This is a genomic window from Urinicoccus timonensis, from assembly GCF_900232945.1.
Taxonomy (GTDB): domain Bacteria; phylum Bacillota; class Clostridia; order Tissierellales; family Peptoniphilaceae; genus Urinicoccus; species Urinicoccus timonensis.
Map to the genome: position 1 here is coordinate 770,088 of NZ_OCTU01000001.1, position 23,303 is coordinate 793,390.

Consider the following 23,303-nt stretch of genomic DNA (forward strand, 5'->3'; position numbering starts at 1 on the left):
CTCCTTTAATTTAAGTATGCAATGGTGACCCCATAGCCACCTTCGTTCATTTTTGCGTCTTCAATCTTCTTAACAGGTTGGTAGTGCTGTAAAAAGTTTCGTACCTTTTCCCTTAAGGCACCTGTTCCCTTTCCATGGATGATTCGCACCGAAGACATCCCAGAAAGGTAGGCATCGTCAATATATTTTTCCAACTGGCTCTTGGCTTCTTCAAAAGTTTGTCCCCTAAGGTCCAATTCAGTCTTAAAGTTCTTGGATTTTTTGGAGATCATGGACTTGGTTTGAACCCTTCCCCTGGCTTCTTCTTGGCTTTCTGCATAGGTCAAGGAATTCACGGGAAGGGACATCTTTAAGATGCCCAATTGAACCAGGACATTTCCCTGTTTATCTGGCAGTTCCAGGACCTGTCCCTTTTGTTGCAGGCTCTTGGAAAAGACCGTATCTCCAACCTTAACATCTTCAATGGGCCGGGCTACCTTTTCAATGACCAAGCCCTTTTTGTTCTTCTTGGAAAGGCTTCTTAGGTTTTCCCCAAGATAGTTTCGGGTTTGTTGGAGTCTTTTTTCCTCCTGGCTGGCCACAGAGGCTTGGATGTCCTTTAATTCTAAAAGGGCCAGGTCTGCCTGTTCTTTGGCTTCCCTTAAAATCTTTTCTGCCTTTTCATTGGCCTGGTCTAGAATCCGGTCTCTTTGTCTTTCAGACTTCTCTACTTCCCTTTGGAGCCTGGCCTTTAGGGCCTCAATTTCTCTTTGCTTGGCTTCTTCTGCCTGATTTTTCCGACTCAGGTCTTGTCGCTCTCTTTCCAGTCCCTCTAGGACATCTTCAAATTTCAAGGAATCTGAATGGATAAAGGACTTGGCTGCCTGGATATAGTCTTCACCCAGGCCCAGACGTCTAGAAATTTCAAAGGCATTGGACTTGCCCGGTGTTCCAATCCGCAAACGATAGGTGGGACTCAGGGTCTCCAGGTCAAATTCCATGCCAGCATTGGCCACGCCGGGGGTTTCTAGAGCATAGACCTTGAGCTGGTTGTAGTGGGTGGTGGCCATGGTTAAGATCCCCCGCTCCCTCATTTTGTCAATAATGGTCATGGCCAAGGCGGCCCCTTCTGTAGGATCTGTTCCAGCTCCCAGTTCGTCAAAGAGGACCAGGTCCTGGTCTGTAATCTTGGACAGGATGTCTACGATGTTGACCATATGGGAAGAAAAAGTAGACAGGTTCTGCTCAATACTCTGCTCATCTCCAATATCTGCATAGATTTCATGGACCAAGGGGATTACGGTATTGGGCCCTGCTGGCACAAAAAGACCTGCTTGGGCCATGAGGATTAAGAGTCCTGTAGTCTTTAGGCTGACCGTCTTTCCTCCCGTGTTGGGGCCAGTAATAATCAGAGACTTAAATTCATAACCTAGGTCCAGGTCAATGGGAACCACCTTCCCGGGGTCCAGGAGGGGGTGGCGGCCCTGGTCAATCTTGAGTTTCTTTTCCTGGCTAATCCTGGGCTTGATGGCCTTTTCTTCCAAGGCCAATCGTCCCTTGGCAAAGATAAAGTCCAATTCCACCATGGCATAGTTATTTTGTTTTAAGGCCGGTAAGTTTTCTGCCAATTGGTCAGATAATTCTTGAAGGATTCGATGGATTTCTTGTCTTTCCTTGTTCTCCAATTCCCTAAGTTGGTTGTTTAATTCCACCACAGCCAGGGGCTCAATAAAGACAGTGGCCCCTGAAGAGGAGGTGTCATGGATTAACCCCTTGATGGAAGACTTATTTTCCTGCTTAACCGGGATAACATAGCGGCCAGCCCGGATGGTCACCAGGTTGTCTTGGAGGTACTTTTGACTATCTCCTGTTACGAAGGAATTGAGTTTCCGGCGGACCTCCTCTTTCTTTTGAACCATGCTCTGGCGGATTTGGGCCAGGGCCGGACTAGCTTGGTCTGAAACTTCCTGGTCCGATTCAAAGGTCCGTTCAATTCTTTCCCTTAGTCCCCTTAGGGGGGTTAGCTTGTCCACCAAGGCCCCCATCAGGGCTGGTGGCGCCTCCTCAGAAAAATAATCCTTCAGATATTGGACTCCTCTAAGGCTATCTCCCAGGTAGACGATTTGTTCAATGGTCAGGGTTCCTCCCAGGGCCAGACGCTTAAAGTCTTTTTCCTGGTCCCGAATCCCCACCAGGGCGGGTCGAGACCTTTTGGTTAGGACTTGGACGGCTTCTTGGGTTTCTGCCAGGCCTCTTTCCACCTTGGCTTCATGGTAAGAAGGTGTAATTTCCCTAGCCCGGGCCTTGCCGGGTTCAGAAGCAGCAAAACTAGCCAGCTTGTCCTTAATTTTTTGAAATTCTAAAATGTCTAAAACACGTTGGTTCATAGAGAATCCTTCCTTAAAATACCCCTTTGGTAGTGACCATAGGTCCAACCATTAAAGCTTTCTTTTAAGATTTTCTTACAATCCACATCCCTGTGGTCTAGGCTTTGGATAATTTTTGAAATGGGTTCCGAGGAAAATTGAGCATCAATCCTCAAGCCAATCTTCTCCTCCAGGTAGTTTTTCTTTTTCCCGTCCAAATACAAGGGGAGACTGTTGTAAATTCTTGTAATCTTCCCCTGTCTCCGAAAGGGAAAGTCCATATTTCTTTCGTCTCTTAGGGCAAAGACCCCATTGAGTGAGCAGGTCTCACACTGGCTGGAATCCTTACACCCCTTAACCAGGGAGTTTGGACAATGGTCCGTAATCATCCCTGTTAAAAATCCATAATAGAGGGTGGACAAGTCTCCACCACAATTCCTGGCCATGACCTGGGCTTGCTTGTAGGTTGCCTCATAGGAAATGTCGATAGAACTGGCTCCCAGGTCCCGGAGCATGGATATGCTTTGGCTATTAAAGGCTCCCGTTCCCATGCCAGCATGGATTTTCATGGGACTCAAATCTTTTTGATAGGCAAAGGGCCAAAGGCTGGTAGCCTCTACTCCCACAATCTTTCCCTGCCTATAGAGGTCCAGGGCTCTTTGTTTTTCTTCTTGACCCAGGTCATAATCCACAATAGGAGGCAAGACATAGTAGACTTCCCGGCCCGGACCCTGGAGGTCTTCAATGAGGTCCAGGTCTCTTGTCATAATCCGGTCCATAGCTTCCAGGTCTTGTCTCTTTAGACCCCTTGCAATTTCCTGGTTTTCAATATAGAGGGTCCGTTTGCCCTCCACTGGTCCTTCCAGTCTCAAGGGAGGCAGCTTTCCGAGCCGGTCCTCTCCCCCTTGGTAGGACCGAAAAATTTCTTCCACCAAATCCCTTCTCAGGGCATTTAAGTCTTTAATGGATAGGAAGCAATTAGGGTCTAAGTCCAAGTCTAGGTCTTCCCAGTAAAAGGGAGTATCCCCCAACTTATCCATTTGACTCCGGACTCGGTCTTGGTCCAAACCTCGTTTCTGGGCTTCTTCCACCAGGGCTCCCTGGATGGAAACTTTTATGGGCTTATCCAGGTCTAGAGATACAGGTTGACCCTTTTTAAGGCTTAGCCGCCCCCTTAGGCCAGTTTTTTCCAAGTCTCTTAGTTGAAAGTTAGCCAGGTGGCTATTAAAGGTCCGGTAGATGTCCGATCCCTTCTTGGCCGGATAGGGAAAGGTCAAATGAGATTGTCCCGGCGGAAGGTCTTGGGCTACTTCAAAGCCCCTTAAAAAACCTTCCTGGTCCAGGTAGGATATCCCGTCTCCTTCTCTTAGCCCCTCTTGGAGCTGAACCAGACCCGGGTCCTTGGCATCCACCTGTCCCAGGTAGATCCCCTTGTTTTTCCCATGGCCCTGGGTAATAAAGTCTTGGCCAAAGGCCCCGAAGGTCCGCCCCCGGGTAAAGCCCCGGTTAAAGGTCTCTCGAGCCCTTAGCTCCAGGTCCCAGTCCCGCTGGCCCTGGCAGGCCTTGCTAATCATTTCCGTGACATAGGCTACATAGGAGGGCTTTTTCATCCTCCCCTCAATCTTAAAGGAATCCACTCCCAAATCCACCAGGTCTTGGATTTGGTCCAGGGTCCAAAGGTCTTTGGGACTTAAAAGATAGCCGGACTTTAACAGCTCCTTGCCCCGGATAATTTGGTATTGTTTCCGGCAGGGCTGGGCACAGTCTCCTCGGTTTCCTGACCGACCACCAATATAAGAAGACATGGTGCACTGGCCTGAATAGCAAACACAAAGAGCCCCATGGACGAAGACCTCCACTTCAATATCCACCATATCCTTGATCCGTTTAATTTCTTCAAAGGGGGTCTCCCGACTCAGGACCACCCGGGTCAGGCCCAGGTCCTTACAAAGCTTGGCCCCTTGGACATTGTGGATGGTCATTTGGGTTGACCCATGAAGGTCCATATAGGGCAAAACGGAGCGAAGCATCCGTATCAAGCCCAGGTCTTGTACAATCAATGCATCCACTCCGATTTTTGCTAATTTTTTCGCCGTTTCCACAGCCTCCATCAACTCTTGGTCTGCCAAGAGAGTGTTTAGGGTTACGTGGACCTTGGTCCCCTGTAGATGGGCCAGTCTCACTGCCTCCTGGACTTCCTCCAGACTAAAGTTTTGGGCATGGGCCCGGGCTGAAAACTTTTTTTCTCCCAGGTAGATGGCCTGGGCCCCGTAGGACAAGGCCGCCTTAAAGGCCTCCACGGAACCTGCCGGAGCTAAGACTTCTACTTGCTTCACTCTTCTTCACTCCCCTTTAAAAGGGACAGTTCTTTTTGCAGGTCCACAATGGTCAATTGGTCTTGGTAGACCTTGTCCTCATAGGCCTTTTCCTTTTGGTCAAAAAGAGCCACTTGGTCTTGGGCAGACTTCAAGTCCCTCTTGGCCAGGTCTAAATGACTCTTGAGGTCTTTTACTTGTCCTTCCAGGTCTTTTTTCTTTTGGGTCAGGTCTTGGACCTTTTGGTCGAGACTTCTTTTTTCTTCCAGCAACTTTTGTTCCTGTTTTTTCAGGGCCTGGTTTTCCTCTTGGGACTTTTGAATTTTTTCATTTTCAGGATTTTCAGAAGCCAGATCATCTAAATTTTCTTGGGCCTGGTGGAGGTCGTTTAAGAGGTTCAGGGCCGTTAGGACTAGACCTTGCACTTGGTTTAAACGATAGTTGGCCTTGGCTGTTTCCTGAATTTTTTGGGTCAACTCCCCAGCCATTTTTTGAATTTTTTCTTGGTCATCACTTCCAACAACATAGAAGTTCATTCCATCAATATCAACTTTTATCCGGTCCATGAGAATTCCCCCATTCCATTTTTATTGGTCTCTTAATTGACCCTTGAGTTCTTCTTGGATTCTTTGAATCATGCTTTCAACACTTGGGTTGATTTCTTCATCCTTCAGCGTATGGTCCTTGCTCTTGAACTGCATGTTAAAGGCCACACTTTTCTTGTCTTGGTCAATGGAGTCTCCTCGGTAGATGTCAAAGACTTCAAAATGGTCTAGAAGGTCTCCCCCTTCTTCCAAGACAATGGCCTTGACTTGGCCAATTTCTGTTTTTTCATCTAGGATAAAGGCCAGGTCTCGACCGATGCTGGGATATTTTCCAGGATCTTGGTAGAGGATGGCCGTCTTTTCTGCTTCCACCATCTTTTGGAAGTCCACTTCGGCCACATAGGCCCTCTTCTTCATCTTGAAGTTGCCTAAAACTCGAGGGTGGACTTCTCCAAAGAAACCATAGGATTGGCCGTCTACAAAAATTTCTGCACTCCGACCCGGATGGAGATAGCCTTGGCTGGCCCTCTTCAGGGTGATTTCCCCAATGCCAGCCCGGTCAAAGAGTCTTTGGATGGTGTGCTTTAAGAAATAAAAATCTTGGTCCCCGTAAAAACCAATGGACAGTCTCTTGTGTTCTGTTGGCAGGTGGTCTTGGTCTTGGTCCAGACTAAAGGTATTGCCAAACTCATAACCAAAGGCTTCTGGATTTTTCCGGTTCATATTTTTGGACAAAACTTCCAGGGTGTCCGCCAAAAGAGTGGTCCTCATAACAGAATATTCTTCTCCTAGTGGGTCCAGGAGCTCTACATTTTTACGTAGGGGGGAATCTTCTGCCAGGTTGAGGCGGTCATAGGCCTTGGGGCTCATAAAGGAAAAAGTCATCCATTCGTTGTAGCCCAGGGCAGCCAGGACTTCCTTCAGCTTGGCTTCCAGGTTCCGACTGGCTGGCTTGCCCCCTCTGGTTAATTTTCCCTTAAGGGGTTGGGGGGTAATATTGTGGAAACCAAAAAGCCGTCCCACTTCTTCAACCAAGTCTTCTTCAATGGTTAAGTCTTGGCGGAAGGATGGAATCTTGGCCTCAAGTCCTTCTGGACTTTCTTTCGTTTCGATACCCAAGCCTTTTAAGTAGTGGGCCATTTGGTCCAGGCTAAGGTCGGTTCCCAAAAGGTCATTGGCCTTTTCTTGGCGCAAGTGGATGGTCTTTTCCGGGAAGTCTTTTGTCTTTTGGTCATAGAATCCCTTGGCCACCTTGGCAGCTCCCAGGTCCTTGGCCAGGACGCAAAGACGGTCTACAGCTTCCTTGCAAGAGTTGGGATCCATCCCCTTTTCAAAGCGGGTAGAAGCTTCTGTTCTCAAGGCAAACTTTTTGGAAGTTTGACGAACAGTGTAGGCGTCAAAAAGGGCCCCTTCCAAAAGGATGGTCTTGGTGGACTCTGTTACTTCACTATCCAAGCCCCCCATAACTCCCGCTAAACCAATGGCTTCTTGGCCGTCGCAAATCAGGATGTCTTTTTCATTGACCCTTCTTTCTTGCTTGTCCAGGGTTGTCAGAACTTCCCCTTCCCGTCCGTTTCGGACAATGATTTTCTTGTCCTTGACCTTGTCTAGGTCAAAAGCATGAAGGGGTTGACCCAATTCCAACATGACAAAGTTGGTCAGGTCTACGATATTATTAATGGGCCGAACGCCACTTTGCATCAGGGCATTTTGCATCCATTGGGGAGAGGGTTGGATTTTTACATCATAAAGAACCCTGGAATAATAACGGTGACAATCCGGACTTTGAATATCAATCCCTTGGGCAAAGTCTTGGATGGACTTTTCATCTTCTTCAACCTCCAACTCAGGGAGATTTAGGTCCAGGTCAAAGGTTGCAGCTGTTTCCCGAGCCATTCCCAAAACGCTTAAGCAGTCAGGCCGGTTGGGGGTAATCTCTAGTTCCAAGACAGCCTGGTCCATGTCCAATACTTCTTGGATGGGACGGCCCACTTCTATGGACTCATCTAAAATCAAGACCCCATCTCGAAAAGCCATGGGAATCACAGAGACATCGTAGCCCAATTCTTGGTAGGAACAAAACATTCCTTGGGATAGGACTCCTCTAAGTTTTGATTTCTTGATTTTTTCTCCCCCAGCCAGGCTGGACTTGTCCAGGGCTACAGGCAGGTAGGCCCCTTCAAAGACATTGGGGGCTCCTGTTACAATTTGGATTTCTTCTTGACCCACATCTACCTGACAAACCACAAGCTTGTCGGCATCGGGGTGCTTTTCAATAGACAAAATCTTCCCTACTACAACCCGGTCAATATCTTGACCAGTTTTTAAGATGGATTCCACATGGGATCCTGTCAGGGTAATTTCGTCAGCAAGTTCTTTTATATCTTTATTGATTGGGCAATATTGCTTCAACCAAGCAATTGGTAAATACATTGGCTAGGACCTCCTAAAATTGATTCAAGAAACGTTCATCGTTGTCAAAGAGTAGGCGGATGTCGGAAATTCCATATTTGACCATGGCAATCCGGTCAATCCCCATTCCAAAGGCAAAGCCGGAATATTTTTCAGGGTCAATGCCACAGTTTCTTAAAACATTGGGATGAACCATACCGGCCCCTAAAAGTTCCATGGACCAGCCAGTTCCATGGCAGGCCTTACAACCAGCTCCATGGCAGGCATGGCAGGTTACGTCCACTTCAGTACTTGGTTCCGTAAAGGGGAAGTAGTGGGGACGGTAGCGAGTTTGCATGTCTTGGCCGAACATTTCATGGATAAAGACATCCAGGGTATGGATGAGGTTGGCCATAGAAACTTTTTCATCCACGACCAGGCCTTCCAATTGGTGGAACATGGGGCTGTGTGTGTCGTCTACATCGTCAGGACGAAAAACTCGTCCACTACAAACCATCCTAAGTGGAGCCCCCAATTCCTTCATGGCCCGAATTTGAACCGGAGAGGTTTGGGTCCTTAAAAGGGTGGTATCATCGATATAAAAAGTATCTGTCTTATCTCGAGAAGGATGGCTCATCGGAGCATTTAAGGCGTCAAAGTTGTTGGCAACAGACTCAATTTCAGGTCCTTCATAGACAATAAAGCCCATTTGAACAAAGAGGTCTTCCAGCTCTTCCTTGGTTTGACTCAAGGGGTGGATGTGGCCTCGACGGGCTTGCTTTTTATCCAAGCTGATGTCAATCCATTCCTTGTCCAGTTGTTGGTTTAATTGGTCATCTTCCAACTTTTCTTTTTTTCCAGTCAGGGCCTCTTCTATTCGAGCCCGCACTTCATTGGCCAAGGCTCCCATCTTGGGTCTTTCTTCCGGGCTGAGCTTTCCCATGCCCTTTAAAATCCCTGTTAGTTGGCCTTTTTTACCCAGGGTGGCCACCCGTATTTTATCTAATGCTTCTAAGGACTGGCAATTTGCAATTTGGTCCAAAGATTCCTTTTCGATCAATTCCAGTTTTTCTCTCATGATTCTCCCCTTTAATTAAGTAATTTCAATTCTTTTATTATACCATTTAAGTGGCTTTCTTTCAATGAAAGCAAGCTAAAAAGCCCTCCGGATTCCCGGAAGGCTTTTCATTTTGGAGGCGACACCCAGACTTGAACTGGGGATGAGGGTGTTGCAGACCCGTGCCTTACCACTTGGCTATGTCGCCCTATTAAATTTTGGCGGAGAGGGTGGGATTTGAACCCACGTGGGCCCGAAGACCCGAACGGTTTTCGAGACCGCCTCGTTATGACCACTTCGATACCCCTCCATTTATTGGATCAAAGAATGACATGTCTGGCGATACTCAATAGTAAAGTTGGTGCCCAGAGCCGGAATCGAACCAGCGACACGTGGATTTTCAGTCCACTGCTCTACCGACTGAGCTATCTGGGCCAGTATTCCCACTCGTTACTTTTACTATCTTAACGGATTGTAAACAAAAAGTCAAGTTGATTTTTAAAACTTCCCCCCGTAAGGGGAAAAGGGCCCAAGGACCCTATTCCTTATCAAGGTCTTTGGATTTTTTAATCAGTCGGTCTAAATCTTCCCCATCAAAGTGGTAGGCTTCATTGCAAAAATAACAGGTGATTTCAGCTTGGCCGTCTTGGTCTTGGATTTCTTCCAATTCCTTGTGACCCAGGGACAAGAGGGAGTCCTCCACCTTTTCCTTGGAGCAATCACAAACATAGGCAATGGGGCGACTTTCTAAAATTTCTGGATCTTGCCCCTCTAAAAGGTCCCGAATCAAGTCTTCTGGTCCCTTGCCAGTCTTAAAGTAGTCTGTTACAGACCCAATTTTTTTCACCGCTTCTTCCACCTGGTCCATTTCTTGGTCTGCAACTCCCGGCATCATTTGCACAATAAAGCCTCCGGCAGTTTTTACCGTCCGGTCCTTTTCCACTAGGACTCCCAGAGCCACAGCCGAGGGAACTTGGTCAGATTGGACAAAGTAGTTGGCAAAATCATCGGCAATTTCTCCCGACAAGAGAGAAACTCGCCCCACATAGGGTTCCTTGAGACCCAGGTCCATGACCACTGTCATGACCCCTTGGGATCCTACAATACCCGACACATCCAATTTCCCATTGGCCTTGAGGTCGTGGTCAGCTTGGGGATTTTGGACATAGCCCTTGATCTGACCATCATTTTTCCCTGTTACCAGGATTTTTCCCAAGGGACCGTCTCCATCAATGTGGATGGTAAGGGCATCCTTTTGGTTTTTCATACCAGCAGCCATCATAAGGCCTGCCATTAGGGTCCGACCCAAGGCTGCTGTCGCCGTTGGGGTGGTTTGGTGGATCCTTCTTGCCTCTTCCACCACCTCTGGAGCATAGACCGCTGCAACTTTTATGGTTTTATTTCCATTGATTCCTCGAACTAATTTATTTTCCATTCTATCTCCTTTTTGCCCTGACCACTAGTCTTTGGGTTTGAGGTCCTGCCGGGGTCTGGCTATAGCCATGGTAAAAGGCCAAGTCCTTAAAACCCAGGTCCTTTAAGAGGACTTCCAAGTCTTCTTGATCGTAGGCCCTTTGCTTGTGAATTTCATCAAAGCGTTGGTAGAGGTCCTCCTGGTCAGAAGTCTCCCGAAAGATGGTCAGGTTGTAGTCATTTATTTTATCTTCTTTAGAATAATTATTTTGCCAAAGGGCCAGGGCCCCAGGACTTTCTTGCATAAATAAGTTTGTCCCCATTTGTTGGTACTTGTAGGAAGTGTTGACGTCAAAGTAAAAGGTCCCTCCCGGACTTAAAACCTGAGCCACCCGGCTAAAACAGGCCTCCAGGTCTTGGGGGTCCAAGAGGTAGTTTAGGCTGTCGCAAAAGCAGACAATGGTGTCATAGCTTTCCGGCAATTGAAAGGAAGCTAGGTCTTGGTGCAAGAGCCGGACCCTGGGATTGTAGCCAATCTTTTTCTGGGCCCATTCCAACATGGCCTCAGATCCATCAAAAGCCGTCACCGGTCCCTTTTTGGCCAATTTCTCCGTCAAGGTCCCTGTGCCACAGGCCATTTCCAAGATATTCCTATAGCCTGGCTCCTGGGCCTCTAACCAGGCCAGGCAGGCATCATAGTCGTAGTCTGTCATTAAATCGTCATAGACAGAGGCTAAATACTCATAGGTCACTGGCCAGCTCCTTCTTCCACCAGGCTTAAGATTTTTGTCAGAGCTTGGCCAATCCCCTCATGGATAACCACATCGGCCTTGTGGTCATAGGGAGTTGCTTCCTTGTTGATGATAATCAACTTCTTAGCCATACCTGGTAGATAGCTTACAGGAGCCACCACCAGGGAAGATCCTGCCACCAAGAGCAGGTCGCAAGTCTCCATGGCCCCATAGGCATCCTGAAAGTCTTGGGGCATCATATCACCAAACATGACCACATCCGGCCTTAATACTCCCTGGCAAGCTGGACAGCGGGGTGGAATTTCCTCCTCCACAGTAACCAAGTCCACATAGTCTTGGAAGGGGTAGGTCTTGCTACAGGACATACAGTGGACTGTCCGGGTATGACCATGGACCTCATAGACCTTTTTGGACCCAGCCAGGCTATGGAGGTTGTCAATGTTTTGGGTGATGATTCCCTTTAAATAGCCCAGGTCTTCCATTTTTTTCAGGGCCTTGTGGCCGGCATTGGGTTTTTTAGCAAAAAGATCCTTGAGCATGACAAAACCCTCGTGGTAAAAACGGTCTGGATCCCCTAAAAGGACATCTCTGGAAAGGGCTGTCGCCCCGTCAAACTCCTTGTAATATCCCCTATCTGACCGGAAGTCCGGAATGCCAGATTCCGTTGAAATCCCTGCTCCCGTTAAAGCATACATATTTTTTGCTTGTAGAATTAAATTTGCAGCTTCTTGGTATTCCATCTTTTCCTCCTAAAAAACTTTTACACAATAAAAGACCACAACCACTAACAGGGGAAGAGACCCAAAGAGGAGGACCTCCCGGTTTCCCCTTCCCACGACTCTTTCCGTCCTAATCTGGCGCCCCAGCCAAAGCTTTAAAACCACCATAGACAGAATACTGGCCAAGACCAAGACAAGAATCAGAGTTTTTTCAAAGGACCCTATGGCTTGGACCAGGCCCAAGGACCTGAGCCAGGCAATATTTTCTGTCGATAGGCTCCGGCGAAAGAGGATCCCCGCCGTATTTGCTACAAAATGGCCAATCATGGCATACATGACCTTACCGGTCCGTAAGACTAAAAGCCCCAGACCCAGGCCCAGTAAAAAGGGCACCACAAAATTTTGAATGTGGAAATGAAAGAGGGCAAAAAGAAGGCTAGTCATCCACAAACTGTATCTTTCGTCAAATTGTCGGTAGTAGGAAAAAAGCCCACCCCGGAAAAAGGCCTCTTCACAAATAGCCGGTAGGAGACCATAAAAAAAGTAAACCGAAAGTCCCATGCCATTGCCCACAAAGCCTGCCGAAGCATCCTCCAGGTCAATAAACTTACTTAAGAGACTTAAAAACAAACCGTTACACAAGAGAAGGATGGGGTAGATTAAAAGTGGAACCAAGAGGGCAAGGGCCAGGTCCTGTTTTTGATAGCGGTGACCCAGCTGGCCCGGTCCCCCACAAGCCAAGTAAATACTTCCCCCAATAATCAAGAGGACCAGCTCCATCAGGGTCAAGCCCACCATGGCCCAGGAATCAATAGCCTGGGTAAAATAGTAAAAAATTAAATAAAAAATACACAGGCCCAATTGAAAAAGGCCCAGGGGTAACTTCTTAATCGTCATAGGTATAGATGTAGGGAATGTTCCGGCAGTAATCCCCATAGTTTAGGCCACAACCTACAATAAAGACATCAGGAATCTCAAAAGCCACATAGTCCGGAGTAAAATCCACTTCCCTCCTAGAAGGCTTGTCCAACATCAGACAAGTCTTGATGCTGGCAGGTTCTTCCTTTTTCAAGAGGTCTACAACAGTGGAAATGGTCCGGCCGGAATCAATAATATCGTCCACCAAGAGGACCTCCTTGCCCCGGATATCCACCTTGTGACGGTCTAAAATTTCCACAATTCCGGAAGATTCTTCCCCGTGTCCATAGGAAGCCGTCCTCATAAAATCCACATCCATTTCCAGGGGAATTTCCCGAATCAAGTCTGCTAGAAAAATAAATCCTCCCCTAAGTAGTCCAATACAGACCAGGTCCTTGCCCTGGTAGTCCTGGGTGATTTGTCTTCCTAAGTCTTCTATTCTTTCTCTTAGTTCTTCACGACTAATGAGTACACGTTCTTTTGCCATCTAGGTCCTCCTTCTTAAAACTTATCCCTATTATACCATGGATGGGCCCTTTACCCAATTTTATTTCCAGACAACTACCATCTTTTCTCCAGACCTGGTATACTATAGGAAAAAGAGGTGAACAATGGATACCAAGGCATGGTCAAACTTACTCAATCAAAAGTTAATTCTACTATACATTATTCATAAACTCCCGGGAAAATTCACAAAAACAAGCCTGGTGGACTTCGTCCTTTCCCATGGCCTGATGAACTACTTCCTGGTCAACCAATACAGCCTAGAGTTGGTCCAAGTGGGGCTAATCTATAGCCAAAACAACCTCCTCTATCCCTCCCAGGCCGGAGACGAGGCCTTCCACTTATTTTTGGAAAGCTTGAGCCAGGAAACCACCCAAACCCTGGACAGCCTCCTAGAAGATGCCAAGGTCCGGGTCCAACAGGAAAATTCCATCCTAACCAACCTCTACCCAAATTCCAACGGCACCTACAACATTGTCCTACAGATTATTGAACACCAGGCTCCTATTTTAAACATCGAGCTTACCGTTTCTTCTGTGGAAGAAGGGGAAAAAATGATGGAAACCTTTAAGAAAAGCCCAGCCCAGGTCTACCAAGACGTCCTAAAATCCCTACAAAAATAAAACTCCCCTTGAGGGAGTTTTTTTATTGGACTTCTGCTGGCTTATCAAAGAAATAAGCCTCCAAACTTTTCATTCGGAGGCTTATTTTACTTCAATTTATCTTCTTTTCTTTAAGAAAGTAAGGGCCATGCCACTAGTAATTGCACTCATTAAGCTAAATCCAATTCCTGGATCAAAAGTCTTAGGTGCTTCAAAGGGTGGCCTTTTCGTTAATTTTTCAGGCACCTTGGGTGGAGGAGTTTCCTCTTTTGGCGGAGGAGTCTCTTCCTTGGGTGGAGGAGTTTCCTCTTTTGGCGGAGGAGTCTCTTCCTTGGGTGGAGGAGTTTCCTCTTTTGGTGGAGGAGTCTCTTCCTTGGGTGGAGGAGTTTCCTCTTTTGGTGGAGGTGTCTCTTCCTTGGGTGGAGGTGTTGTCTTATCCTTTATGGTAAAGGATTGTGCTTTGTTATCTAGGTCTTTTTCATCTCCAGCCAATTGTCCATCTTCATAGATGTCATATACAATAACAAATTCATCGCCAACTGCATACTTACTAGAATCAAAAGTGAATTCTAACCTTGCTTCTCCATCTGCTTTGGCAAGTTTTCCTGTTTCATATTCAACTGTTTTCACTACTTGGCCAGTTTTCTTATGGATCAGTTTCCCCACAAATTTGTATGCTTTTTTTTGGCTTAGTTTATCAAACGTAATTTTATCCTCTACTGTAGTAGAAGTTCCACGTTTAACGGTTTTTTCTCCTGTTTCCTTGTTTGTAGCCAAGGTTTCGAATACAAACTTTTCGTTGGTCACTTTAAAAATAAAGGTAGGTCGTGTTATAATCGGTACTCCTTTTCCAGAACCAGATCCTCCAACGCTAGAACCGCCACCTCCACCGCCAGAGCTTCCACCACGAACAGGTGCTGGAATCATTGGTCCAGAAATATCTACGTCAGGTCCTGTAGTATCCTCTTTAGGTCCAGAAACATCTAAGTCTGCTTTAGGCGGTACAACATCGACATCAGTATCTGGGTTTGGTTGTGGTTGTGGGTTGTCAGGAGCAATTGGACCTTCGGGAAGCTTAGGGTATTCCAAGCGAGTAGCTGGAGTATCGATTTTATCCTCGCTATCTCCCATTAAAATAGGTCCATTTTGTGAATCTTGAATATAAAAAGTCTTTAAGCTGTAGTTTTTATTGGTGTCTGTTCTTAATTCCTCGAACTTATAAATCGCCCTCTTGTCTTCAAAAACAAGGGACCAGTTAACGTTGTTAAGGTCTTCTGGCTTTACTTTACCTTCCTTTACTAGGATAGCCAATCTAGCTATGGCAAATTGTGCTACCTTCCTGTGGTCAATTTTGTTATAATCCTCAAATGTTTTATCCTCATAGGTATAGGTCTCTGTCTTTTCATATTGAGGTTGAGGCGGTGGTATTTGTCCATCAACAGGTGGTTTGCTGGGAGGAAGTGGGCGCCCATAATTCACAACAAGTCTTATGGTGCCTTTCTTTTGAGAGTTGTATCTTTTTTTAAATTTCACAACCCCTCCAGGAGTCAAATCTTCATATTTATACAGGCCTTTTACTTCATATTTATCATCTTTTTCCACTACATATTTATCATCTTTTTCCACTACATATTTATCATTTTGATTGACTTCCCCTTTAGGCTCTTCGGGCTCTTCAGGATCTACTGGAATCCCCCCGTCACCTTCTGGTGGAATTGGATTACCTCCTGGTGGAATCGGAGGTTCTACAGGTCCTCCTTTGCCTTCTTTTTTAAAGATATCTGGGTTCTTACTGTCTTTTTCATTTTCTACAGGGAAGCCCTTCTCTTCAATGAGTTGAATAAGTTTTTCTATTTCTTCTCTACTTAGTTGTTCGAAGTCACCGTTTGGAGGAGGTAAAAAAGTACCTGGCGCCAAATGGATCTCTCCACTTTTCCCTTCTTTATTGGTAACGACAATATGGGTTTCTCCAGTTTCTAGGTTGGTTACCTTAAAGGCAACTCCCATAGGCTTTCCATTCTCATCCACCTTTTCAATGATAATGGTGCCTCCTTCATAAGTAGAAACATAGCCACTTCCACTGCCGCCGCTAGATCCGCCTCCACATCCGCTTCCTCCTCCTGTGACGGAATCAGAAACAAGGGGGTCTCCTACTTCAGGTTTTTCTATTTCTTTGGAACCCTCCTCTATTTTTTCTAGAGGTTTTTCTGTTTCTTCTCTAGCTACTGTTTCTGCCTTTGTTGTCGTTTTCGTTTGGGTAATTTCTTCTTGGGCTTCTTTTTCTTGGGGCTTATCTACAGGCTCTTCTGTAGTACCCCCCCCCTCAATTTTTCTGATGTTTACAGGGTTTGAAGCCTCAGTTTCTTTTGCCAGCTCTTTTTCCACTGGTGCTTTTTCCTCTACTACTGTGTCATTTTTTTGTGCTATAGTTTCTTCTTTGGGGGAAGATCTAGCAAAGACACTAAAGGGAAGCAGAAATAAAAAAAGAGAAAGTAAAAGAATTCTTCCGAATTTCAACTTCATCTTTCTTCTCTCCTTTCTTGGAATTCAATGACCCATGGTCAGAAATTGTTTTCCTTTATATTAAATAATTATTTAATATAAAGTCTATGTATATTATAGACTATAGACAAGAAATATTCAATATCCTTTTAACTTCCCCCTTAAATTTCCCACTGATTAGGTTTTCTTAAAAATCCTTGTTTTTAATTTTTTAAACCTACTCTATAAATAGAAAAAACTCCCCTAGGGGAGTTTCCTATCTACTTCACTTCTACTGCCTGGATTACTAGACGCCTATCTCCTGGAGAGCAGGTTTGGAGGGTAATAAAGTGGTCCAGCTTTTCCGGCAGGGGTTTTTTGAGAATGTTTCTTTTTTGGACATAGGCCCGAAAGTTTTCCAGGTCCTGGCCTTGGTAGCTGGTATGACGGAAGGGGTCCATGGGGTCTGCCTTGTAGACAGCAAAAATTTCATAGCGCTTGTGGCCCACCAGGCTATCAATTTCTATATAGGGGGCCTGGCTGACAAAGTCAGGGTCTTCGTATTGGTGGAGGTCCTTGAAGCAGCCTCCCCTCTTGGCATTGTGGCCATAGATGATGGTGTTTTGGTCGGAAAAGTCGACCTGGTTGCGGTAGTCCATGAAGATGGCTCCAAAGGGATTGGATTCTTTTTCATAGCTGTGGTAGAGGTAGTAGTCGTTGTCCTTTCCTTGGACCACAGGATAGTTGATCTCGGTTTGATCCAGAGAGATCCAGGCTTGGATGTCAGGATAAGTCTTTTCCAGGGCCAGGATTTTTTCCCGGGACTTTTGGTCCAGGGACTGGTTGGGAGTCTTCTCCTCCCTTTCCTGGTCCTGGACCTGGGCTTGAATCTTTTGGACCCCCTGGTCATAGGACCGACCGGCCTTGTAGTAGGCCCCGATCTTATAAAGGCTAAAGACCAAAATCAAAAGTAAAATAACTTGTATAAGCTTTCTTGTTTTATCTTTCATATCTTTTTTCTATCCTTTGTTTTTCTCAAGCAAGGCCAGGTCCCGGACCCAATCAGGGTCTTGATCCTGGTCCTTTTTAAGGTCTACAAACTTTTCTAGGTCCCGGACCAGGGTCTTGCTAAACTTGTCAACCCCCTGTTGGTTCATATGGTAGCCGTCATAGTAGTCTTGGACAGACAGGCCCATGGCTTCTTTTTCTAGGTTGTAGTTGATGTAGTCCATGCCCTGTACTTGCATAAATTTTTCCAAATCATCCAAGGCTTTTGCATAGCTTTGGTCTTCAAAGGTGGGCGTCTTGACCAAAACCAGGTCAATCCCCCTCTTTGCACAATAGTTCCCAATTCTTAAGAGGGTTTCCTTGTTTTCAGGGGAGACTTTTGTAGCAATTTTGCCCCTTAAGCCCCCCTCCAGGTCTGTCTTAAACTTTTGACTTTGCCCCTCCAAGGCCACATAGCCCCGGTAGGGGTCATGGTAGTCCCGGTACTTGACCTGGTAGTCTCTCTCTTCCAGGTCAGGCCAGCGGTCATGGTACTTAATCAGAGGAAAAACCACCTGGGCCTTCATATCCTTGGGAACTACCCGGTAGACCATCTCCAGCTTGTTTAAGCTCATGGGCATGTCGTCACTATAGGAATGGACAATCCCCGGATCCTCCGAATCTTCCTGGAGAAGACAGGCAAAAATATCCAGGACAATTGCCTGGGGCTTGTGTTTTTTCACAGCATCCTTCATGTAATAGTAGGTTACATCCAGGGGCTGCTGCTGGCTGGCCAAGACATAGGACTTGAGGCCTGTTTCCCTATAAATTTCCAGGGGCGAAAAGGAACAATAGCTGTGACTGGTCCCTAGAAAATACAGGTCATAGTCCTCTTGGCTATTGTAAAAACCCCCGATTTTATTGGACATATCCCAGGGCTTATCCAAAGACTTACGAATAAAAATTTGATTTAACTGGGATAGGGTCCAGAGGACCAGAACCAGGAAGACCAAGACCTGCCCTGCCCTAAGACATTTTTTCCCCATGACAACAACTCCTAAAATTGAAAATAAATAAATTGAGATTCCGAATATCCCGGGCCATAGACCCCGAAAATCAAGGTGGCCACGATTAAGAGCAAGACCAGGACCCAGCGTAGGACAAAGGGCCCCTTGGCCAAAGATTCTCTCAAAGGATAGCTCCGGTACTTGATTCCATCCACCAGGGTCAAGACCAGCAAGCTCCCTAGGATGGGATAGAGTCCCGTCATGCCCAATTGACTGGCAGAAACTTCCCCAAGCCAGGTCCGGACTCCCCAATGGGCCCGGAAAAATTGACCAATATAGGCCAGGCCCTGGGAGATATTATCTGCCCTGAAAAAAACAAAGGCCAGGACGACAATGGAAAAAGTATAAATCCTTTTGAGACCCGACAGGATGAAAGATCCCCCTTCTATCTGGCTCTTTCTTCCAGCCCTTGTCTTTTTCAACCAAACCTCCAAGCTGTTAAAAAATCCATGGATGAGCCCCCATAGAACAAAGCTCATCTCTGCCCCGTGCCAAAGGCCCGAAACTCCAAAGACAATGAGGATATTGACCAGGTTCCTTCCCAAGCTCACCCGGCTACCTCCCAAGGGGATGTAGAGATAGTCCCTAAACCAGCTGGAGAGAGAAATATGCCAACGCCGCCAAAATTCCACAACGGACTTGGACAAAAGAGGCTCCTTAAAGTTGTCCATCAGGTCAATACCCAGGATCTTGGCCGACCCCTTGGCTATAAGGGAGTAGGAATAAAAATCGCAATAGATTTGTAGGGTAAAAAAGACCGCCCCCATCAAGAGGCTAAAGCCCGAAAAACTTTCCAGGTTGCCAAAGACCTCGTTGACAAAAATCGCCACCCGGTCAGCCAGGACTAATTTAAGAAAATAGCCCCAGACCAGGTCCAGACCTCCTAAGACCAGGTTTTCATAGGCAAAGGTCCCACCCCTTTTTAGTTGGGGCAAGAGGTTTACAGACCGCTCAATGGGCCCCGCCACCAATTGGGGGAAAAAGGACACAAAAAGACCGTATTGGATGAGGTTTTTCTCTGCCGGCAGTTCTCTCCGGTAGACATCTAGTGTATAGCCCAGGGCCTGGAAGGTGTAAAAAGAAATCCCCACAGGCAAGAGAAAGTCCACTGTCCTCTTTAAGGGACTCATGTGGAAGACCCCAGCAAAAAAGTTTAGGCTCTGGATGGCAAAGTTTGCATATTTAAAAAGAAATAAAATCCCCAGGTTAATGAGAAAACAAAAAAAGACAAAGACCTTCCTCCGGGTCTCATCCTGACTCTTATCCAGTAAGAGTCCTGTGGCATAAGTCACCAAAATCGATAGGACCATCAGGAGGGTGTATTTTACATTCCAGCAAGAATAGAAAAATAAACTTGCTGCCAGCAAAAAAGATTTTTTTAGTTTTCCTGGCAAGAGGAAGTAAAAAACCACCACCAGGGGAAAGAAAAGCAAATAAGAAATGGAATTAAAAAGCATAGGTCCTCCCTGAAATCTTTACTTCTATCATAGTATATCACGAAAGAGATTTCAAAAGATATTTGCAGAAGGACCATGGCTTTTGCCCCTTACTTTTTTAAAAATTCTAGCCAATGATCCTGGTGAAAGAGACAAGTCTTTTTAAAAAAAGCGACTAGGAATTTTTTGTCCCTAATCGCTTTTTTAACTTATTTTTTAGTCTAACAGGATGATCTTCAAGAGATAATCTTCCTCTTTGTCCTTAAAGAGCTTGTCGGCTTCATTGACATTGGCCCACTTAAAGACTAGGTCTGTCCCTTCCCCCTCTGGCAGCTGGATCTTGAAATTTTGCACATTTGGCGATAGCCCTTCCAACATATTTTCTTTCTTTATGGGATAGGCTATCTTGCTATAGGAAGTTAGGTCCAGATAAGTCCCTTCCTCAAGACTCCAGGTATTTATAGGGAGGTACTGGGGAAGACTAATTTCAAGGTCTTCCCTTCCCTTGTCTATTTTTACCTCTATTTCAGAGCCTGTGTGGACTCCCCCTGCTAGGTCCATGGGGTAGGTCTTACTATTCACCAAGGCTAGATTATTTTTGGGATAGCCCTTGTCATCCAGGGGAAAGTCTAGGCCTTCCCCGGAAGCTAGCTCATTTTTATGACTACAAGCACTTAGCAAAAATACGGATAAGACCAAGACTAGGAAAAGTTTACTTAGTAAGGTCTTTTTGTAGCTGGCCATGGCTTGACTCCTTTCAAAAGGGCTCTATGCCCTTGTCTTAGGATAGGTTCTTTTTAGCGATTTTCAATGCTCTCAATCCGTTTTTTCAATTGGTCGATTTGGGTCTTAAATTGCCCTTCTTTTTCTCTTTCCTTGGCTACTAGAGCTTCGGGTGCTTTACTTACAAAGCCTTGGTTGGCTAATTTTTTCACCACCCGGTCCAGTTCGGACTCGGCTGTGCCCAATTCTTTCTTCAATCTTTGAAGTTCTTTTTCATAGTCTACCAGGTCTTCCAAGGGCATGTAGTATTCTACCCCTTGGGATACAACAGATAGGTGGTCTCCTTCCAGGTCTTTGGGATTTTCAATCCATTCAAAACCTGTGGAGAAGCCTTGGGTTTTGAAAAATCCTTCAGTCCCTTCCAAGGCTTCTTTAGCCTTGGCGTCTTGGCTGTAAAGGAGGGTCTTGGATTTTTTGTTGGGGGCAATGTTCATTTCTGCCCGGGCATTCCGGATGGCCCGAATGGCTTCTTGGACTCTTTCCAACTTGTCTTCTGCCTCAGGATCCAGGTAACTGTCGTCTTCTTCTGGCCAATGGTTGACCATTAAGAAGTCTTGGCTGTCAGGAAGCTTTGACCAAATTTCTTCTGTAATAAAGGGCATAAAGGGATGGAGCAGGCGGAGGATGTCTTTTAAGACAGCAGCCAAAACGCTCACAGCCACTTTCTTATCTTCTGCATCTTGGCTAAAGAGACGGGGTTTTACCAGTTCAATATACCAGTCACAGAAGTCGGACCAAATATAGTTTAAAACAGCATCTGCAGCCAGTCCCAGGTCATAGTGGTCTAATTTTTCTGCCACTTCCCGGGCCACTCTTTGGCCCTTGGAAAGAATCCACCGGTCCTCTAGCTGCAAGTCTTTGATGTCTTTTAGGTCATAGAGGTCGTCAGTCATGTGCATAAAGACAAAGCGAGAAGCGTTCCAAAGCTTATTGGCAAAGTTCCGGTTGGCTTCCACCCGGTCAATGGAAAACCGCATGTCGTTGCCAGGGCTATTTCCTGTAATTAGGGTAAAGCGCAGGGCATCTGCTCCATATTGGTCGATAATTTCCAAGGGGTCAATTCCATTGCCCAAGGACTTGGACATCTTCCGGCCTTGCTCATCCAGAACCAGACCCGTTAAAAAGACATCCTTAAAGGGCAATTGGCCGGTTTGTTCCAAGGCAGAGAAAACCATCCGAACCACCCAGAAAAAGATAATGTCATAACCTGTACACAGGACATTGGTGGGATAGAAATAGTCCAGGTCCTCGGTCTTATTGGGCCATCCCAGGGTGGAGAAGGGCCAAAGGGCTGAGGAGAACCAGGTATCCAGGGTGTCGGGATCCCGGTGGACTGACCCGCCGCAAGCGGGGCACTTGTCAATTTCCTCTGTCGTAACCTCTACATGGTCACAATGGTCGCAATAGTAGACAGGCATTTGGTGGCCCCACCAAAGTTGACGGGAAATACACCAGTCCCGGATATTTTCCAACCAATGGCTGTAAATCTTTCCAAAACGGTCGGGAATAAAGTGGAGGTCTCCCTTTTGGTAGGCTTCCAAAGCAGGCTTGGCCAGGGGTTCCATCTTGACAAACCATTGCTTGGAAATCAATGGTTCAATGACAGTCTTACAACGCTCGCAATGGCCCACTGCATTGTGGTGGTTGTCAACCTTGACTAAAAGACCCTTTTGATCAAAGTCTTCTACGATTTTCTTCCGGGCTTCAAACCGTTCCAGACCAGCATAGGGCCCTGCATTTTCATTTAGATAACCCTTTTGGTCAATGACAATACATTGGCCCAGGTCATGACGTGCTCCAACTTCAAAGTCGTTGGGGTCATGGGAGGGGGTAATCTTTACAGCCCCTGTTCCAAATTCCATTTCTACATAGCTGTCAGCAATAATGGGAATTTCCCGGTCCATAAAGGGCAGTTGGATGGCCTTACCCACTAGGTCTGTATAACGGTCATCTTCTGGGTTGACAGCCACAGCCAAGTCGCCTGGAATGGTTTCCGGTCTAGTAGTGGCTATTTGTAAATAACCTGACCCGTCTGTCAAGGGATATTTAAAGGTCCAAATCTTTCCATCGTGCTCAATATGCTCTACTTCTGCATCAGAAATAGCTGTATGGCAGTGGGGACACCAGTTGATGATCCGGTCTCCCCGGTAGATTAGGTCCTTTTCATAGAGTTCCATAAAGACCTCTTCTACGGCCTTGGATAGGTTGTCATCCAGGGTAAAGGCCTCCCGGTCCCAGTCACAGGACACTCCCAGTTTCTTCAACTGGTTCTTGATATTACCACCATATTCTTCTGTCCAGGCCCAGGCTTCCTTCAAAAACTCTTCCCGGCCCAGGTCTTCCTTGGACTTGCCTTGGCTTTTAAGTTTTTCCACGACCTTGGCTTCGGTGGAAATGGACGCATGGTCTGTCCCTGGCAGGAAGAGGGCTTGGTAACCCTTAAGACGTTTAAAGCGGATTAAAATATCTTGAATGGTGTTGTTTAGGGCATGACCCATGTGTAAATTTCCCGTTACATTTGGTGGGGGCATGACGATGGTGTAGGGTTCCTTTGACCGGTCTACTTCCGGATGAAAGGCATGGTCCTCCATCCACTCCCCATAAATTCGATCCTCAAAATCCTTGGGATCATATGTTTTTGCTAATTCTTTCACTCTGACCTCCTCAATATATCCATAAAAAAAGTCCCCATCCAAAAGGACGAGGAACGCGGTACCACCTTAATTTCGTAATTATACGACACTTTTAACCCATAACGGAGTCACCCGAAACCCTTGGTTTCCAACAAAAAGCAACCTTCACCGGCTTCCCCTGTCAATTTCCAGCAAGCATTGACTCTCTGTAAGCTTCCACCAGCTACTCCTCTTTCTTATACGGTATATACATTCATTATAAGAGCTGGGGCCCGGCCTGTCAAGAAACTTCCTGGCCCTTTCCCCAAAAGAAAAAAGACCCCAGCCCGGCCTGTCAAACCGGGTGGGGTCCAAA

Annotated in this window: 17 protein-coding genes, 3 tRNA genes and 1 other annotated feature; of the genes, 1 reads left to right on the top strand and 19 read right to left on the bottom strand. The window is 46.3% G+C overall.

The window, feature by feature from the left end; genetic code table 11:
- Positions 1 to 5 precede the first annotated feature (5 nt).
- The 13 genes from CS898_RS03500 to hpt form a co-directional block, all read right to left on the bottom strand.
- Entirely contained in the window at positions 6 to 2,366 is a 2,361-nt protein-coding gene (locus tag CS898_RS03500) for an endonuclease MutS2 (RefSeq protein ID WP_099208114.1), read from the bottom strand.
- On the bottom strand, positions 2,363 to 4,681 hold the full coding sequence (locus CS898_RS03505) for a peptidase U32 family protein (RefSeq protein ID WP_099208115.1): 2,319 nt from the start codon (positions 4,679 to 4,681) through the stop codon (positions 2,363 to 2,365). The genes CS898_RS03500 and CS898_RS03505 overlap by 4 nt, the downstream gene beginning before the upstream one ends.
- Positions 4,678 to 5,226 (bottom strand): cell division protein ZapA, encoded by a 549-nt coding sequence (locus CS898_RS03510; RefSeq protein WP_099208116.1) that lies wholly within the window; start codon positions 5,224 to 5,226, stop codon positions 4,678 to 4,680. Before CS898_RS03510 ends, CS898_RS03505 begins: the two co-directional genes overlap by 4 nt.
- A 21-nt stretch (positions 5,227 to 5,247) precedes the next feature.
- Positions 5,248 to 7,638 carry a phenylalanine--tRNA ligase subunit beta gene (pheT, locus tag CS898_RS03515; RefSeq protein WP_099208117.1) on the bottom strand — a complete coding sequence of 797 codons (2,391 nt, stop codon included), beginning with the start codon at positions 7,636 to 7,638 and terminating at the stop codon, positions 5,248 to 5,250.
- Between the two features lie 13 nt (positions 7,639 to 7,651).
- Positions 7,652 to 8,674 carry a phenylalanine--tRNA ligase subunit alpha gene (gene pheS, locus CS898_RS03520; RefSeq protein WP_099208118.1) on the bottom strand — a complete coding sequence of 341 codons (1,023 nt, stop codon included), beginning with the start codon at positions 8,672 to 8,674 and terminating at the stop codon, positions 7,652 to 7,654.
- A gap of 113 nt (positions 8,675 to 8,787) precedes the next feature.
- Positions 8,788 to 8,861, bottom strand: a tRNA-Cys gene (locus CS898_RS03525).
- An 11-nt stretch (positions 8,862 to 8,872) separates the two neighbouring features.
- Positions 8,873 to 8,963, bottom strand: a tRNA-Ser gene (locus CS898_RS03530).
- Positions 8,964 to 9,012: 49 nt separating this feature from the next.
- A tRNA-Phe gene (locus tag CS898_RS03535) sits at positions 9,013 to 9,088 on the bottom strand.
- A gap of 103 nt (positions 9,089 to 9,191) precedes the next feature.
- A complete protein-coding gene (hslO, locus tag CS898_RS03540; protein WP_099208119.1) occupies positions 9,192 to 10,088 on the bottom strand; it encodes an Hsp33 family molecular chaperone HslO in 897 nt (298 codons plus the stop codon).
- 1 nt (position 10,089) lies between these two features.
- Positions 10,090 to 10,818, bottom strand: coding sequence for a class I SAM-dependent DNA methyltransferase (locus CS898_RS03545; protein ID WP_099208120.1), 729 nt, complete (start codon positions 10,816 to 10,818; stop codon positions 10,090 to 10,092).
- Positions 10,815 to 11,558 carry an SIR2 family NAD-dependent protein deacylase gene (locus CS898_RS03550; RefSeq protein WP_099208121.1) on the bottom strand — a complete coding sequence of 248 codons (744 nt, stop codon included), beginning with the start codon at positions 11,556 to 11,558 and terminating at the stop codon, positions 10,815 to 10,817. The genes CS898_RS03545 and CS898_RS03550 overlap by 4 nt, the downstream gene beginning before the upstream one ends.
- 9 nt (positions 11,559 to 11,567) lie before the next feature.
- Positions 11,568 to 12,434, bottom strand: coding sequence for a CPBP family glutamic-type intramembrane protease (locus CS898_RS03555; protein ID WP_159459113.1), 867 nt, complete (start codon positions 12,432 to 12,434; stop codon positions 11,568 to 11,570).
- Entirely contained in the window at positions 12,424 to 12,942 is a 519-nt protein-coding gene (gene hpt / locus CS898_RS03560; RefSeq protein ID WP_099208123.1) for a hypoxanthine phosphoribosyltransferase, read from the bottom strand. Before hpt ends, CS898_RS03555 begins: the two co-directional genes overlap by 11 nt.
- Before the next feature lie 124 nt (positions 12,943 to 13,066).
- On the opposite strand from hpt, the gene CS898_RS03565 reads away from it, so the two are divergent.
- Complete coding sequence (locus tag CS898_RS03565) at positions 13,067 to 13,582, top strand: DUF4364 family protein (RefSeq protein ID WP_009431674.1); 516 nt, start codon at positions 13,067 to 13,069, stop codon at positions 13,580 to 13,582.
- Between the two features lie 96 nt (positions 13,583 to 13,678).
- On the opposite strand, the gene CS898_RS09815 is transcribed toward CS898_RS03565, so the two are convergent.
- The 6 genes from CS898_RS09815 to CS898_RS03595 form a co-directional block, all read right to left on the bottom strand.
- Complete coding sequence (locus CS898_RS09815; RefSeq protein ID WP_159459114.1) at positions 13,679 to 16,084, bottom strand: VaFE repeat-containing surface-anchored protein; 2,406 nt, start codon at positions 16,082 to 16,084, stop codon at positions 13,679 to 13,681.
- Between the two features lie 239 nt (positions 16,085 to 16,323).
- Positions 16,324 to 17,052, bottom strand: a complete 729-nt coding sequence (gene srtB, locus CS898_RS03575; RefSeq protein WP_009430306.1) for a class B sortase — start codon at positions 17,050 to 17,052, stop codon at positions 16,324 to 16,326.
- A gap of 9 nt (positions 17,053 to 17,061) precedes the next feature.
- A complete protein-coding gene (locus tag CS898_RS03580) occupies positions 17,062 to 18,075 on the bottom strand; it encodes a hypothetical protein (RefSeq protein ID WP_099208124.1) in 1,014 nt (337 codons plus the stop codon).
- An 11-nt stretch (positions 18,076 to 18,086) separates the two neighbouring features.
- Complete coding sequence (locus CS898_RS03585; protein WP_200807605.1) at positions 18,087 to 19,553, bottom strand: MBOAT family O-acyltransferase; 1,467 nt, start codon at positions 19,551 to 19,553, stop codon at positions 18,087 to 18,089.
- A 195-nt stretch (positions 19,554 to 19,748) separates the two neighbouring features.
- Positions 19,749 to 20,276 carry a hypothetical protein gene (locus tag CS898_RS03590; protein ID WP_099208125.1) on the bottom strand — a complete coding sequence of 176 codons (528 nt, stop codon included), beginning with the start codon at positions 20,274 to 20,276 and terminating at the stop codon, positions 19,749 to 19,751.
- A gap of 53 nt (positions 20,277 to 20,329) precedes the next feature.
- Complete coding sequence (locus tag CS898_RS03595; protein WP_099208126.1) at positions 20,330 to 22,969, bottom strand: valine--tRNA ligase; 2,640 nt, start codon at positions 22,967 to 22,969, stop codon at positions 20,330 to 20,332.
- Positions 22,970 to 23,008: 39 nt separating this feature from the next.
- Positions 23,009 to 23,197: a binding site (T-box leader), on the bottom strand.
- Positions 23,198 to 23,303: the final 106 nt, after the last annotated feature.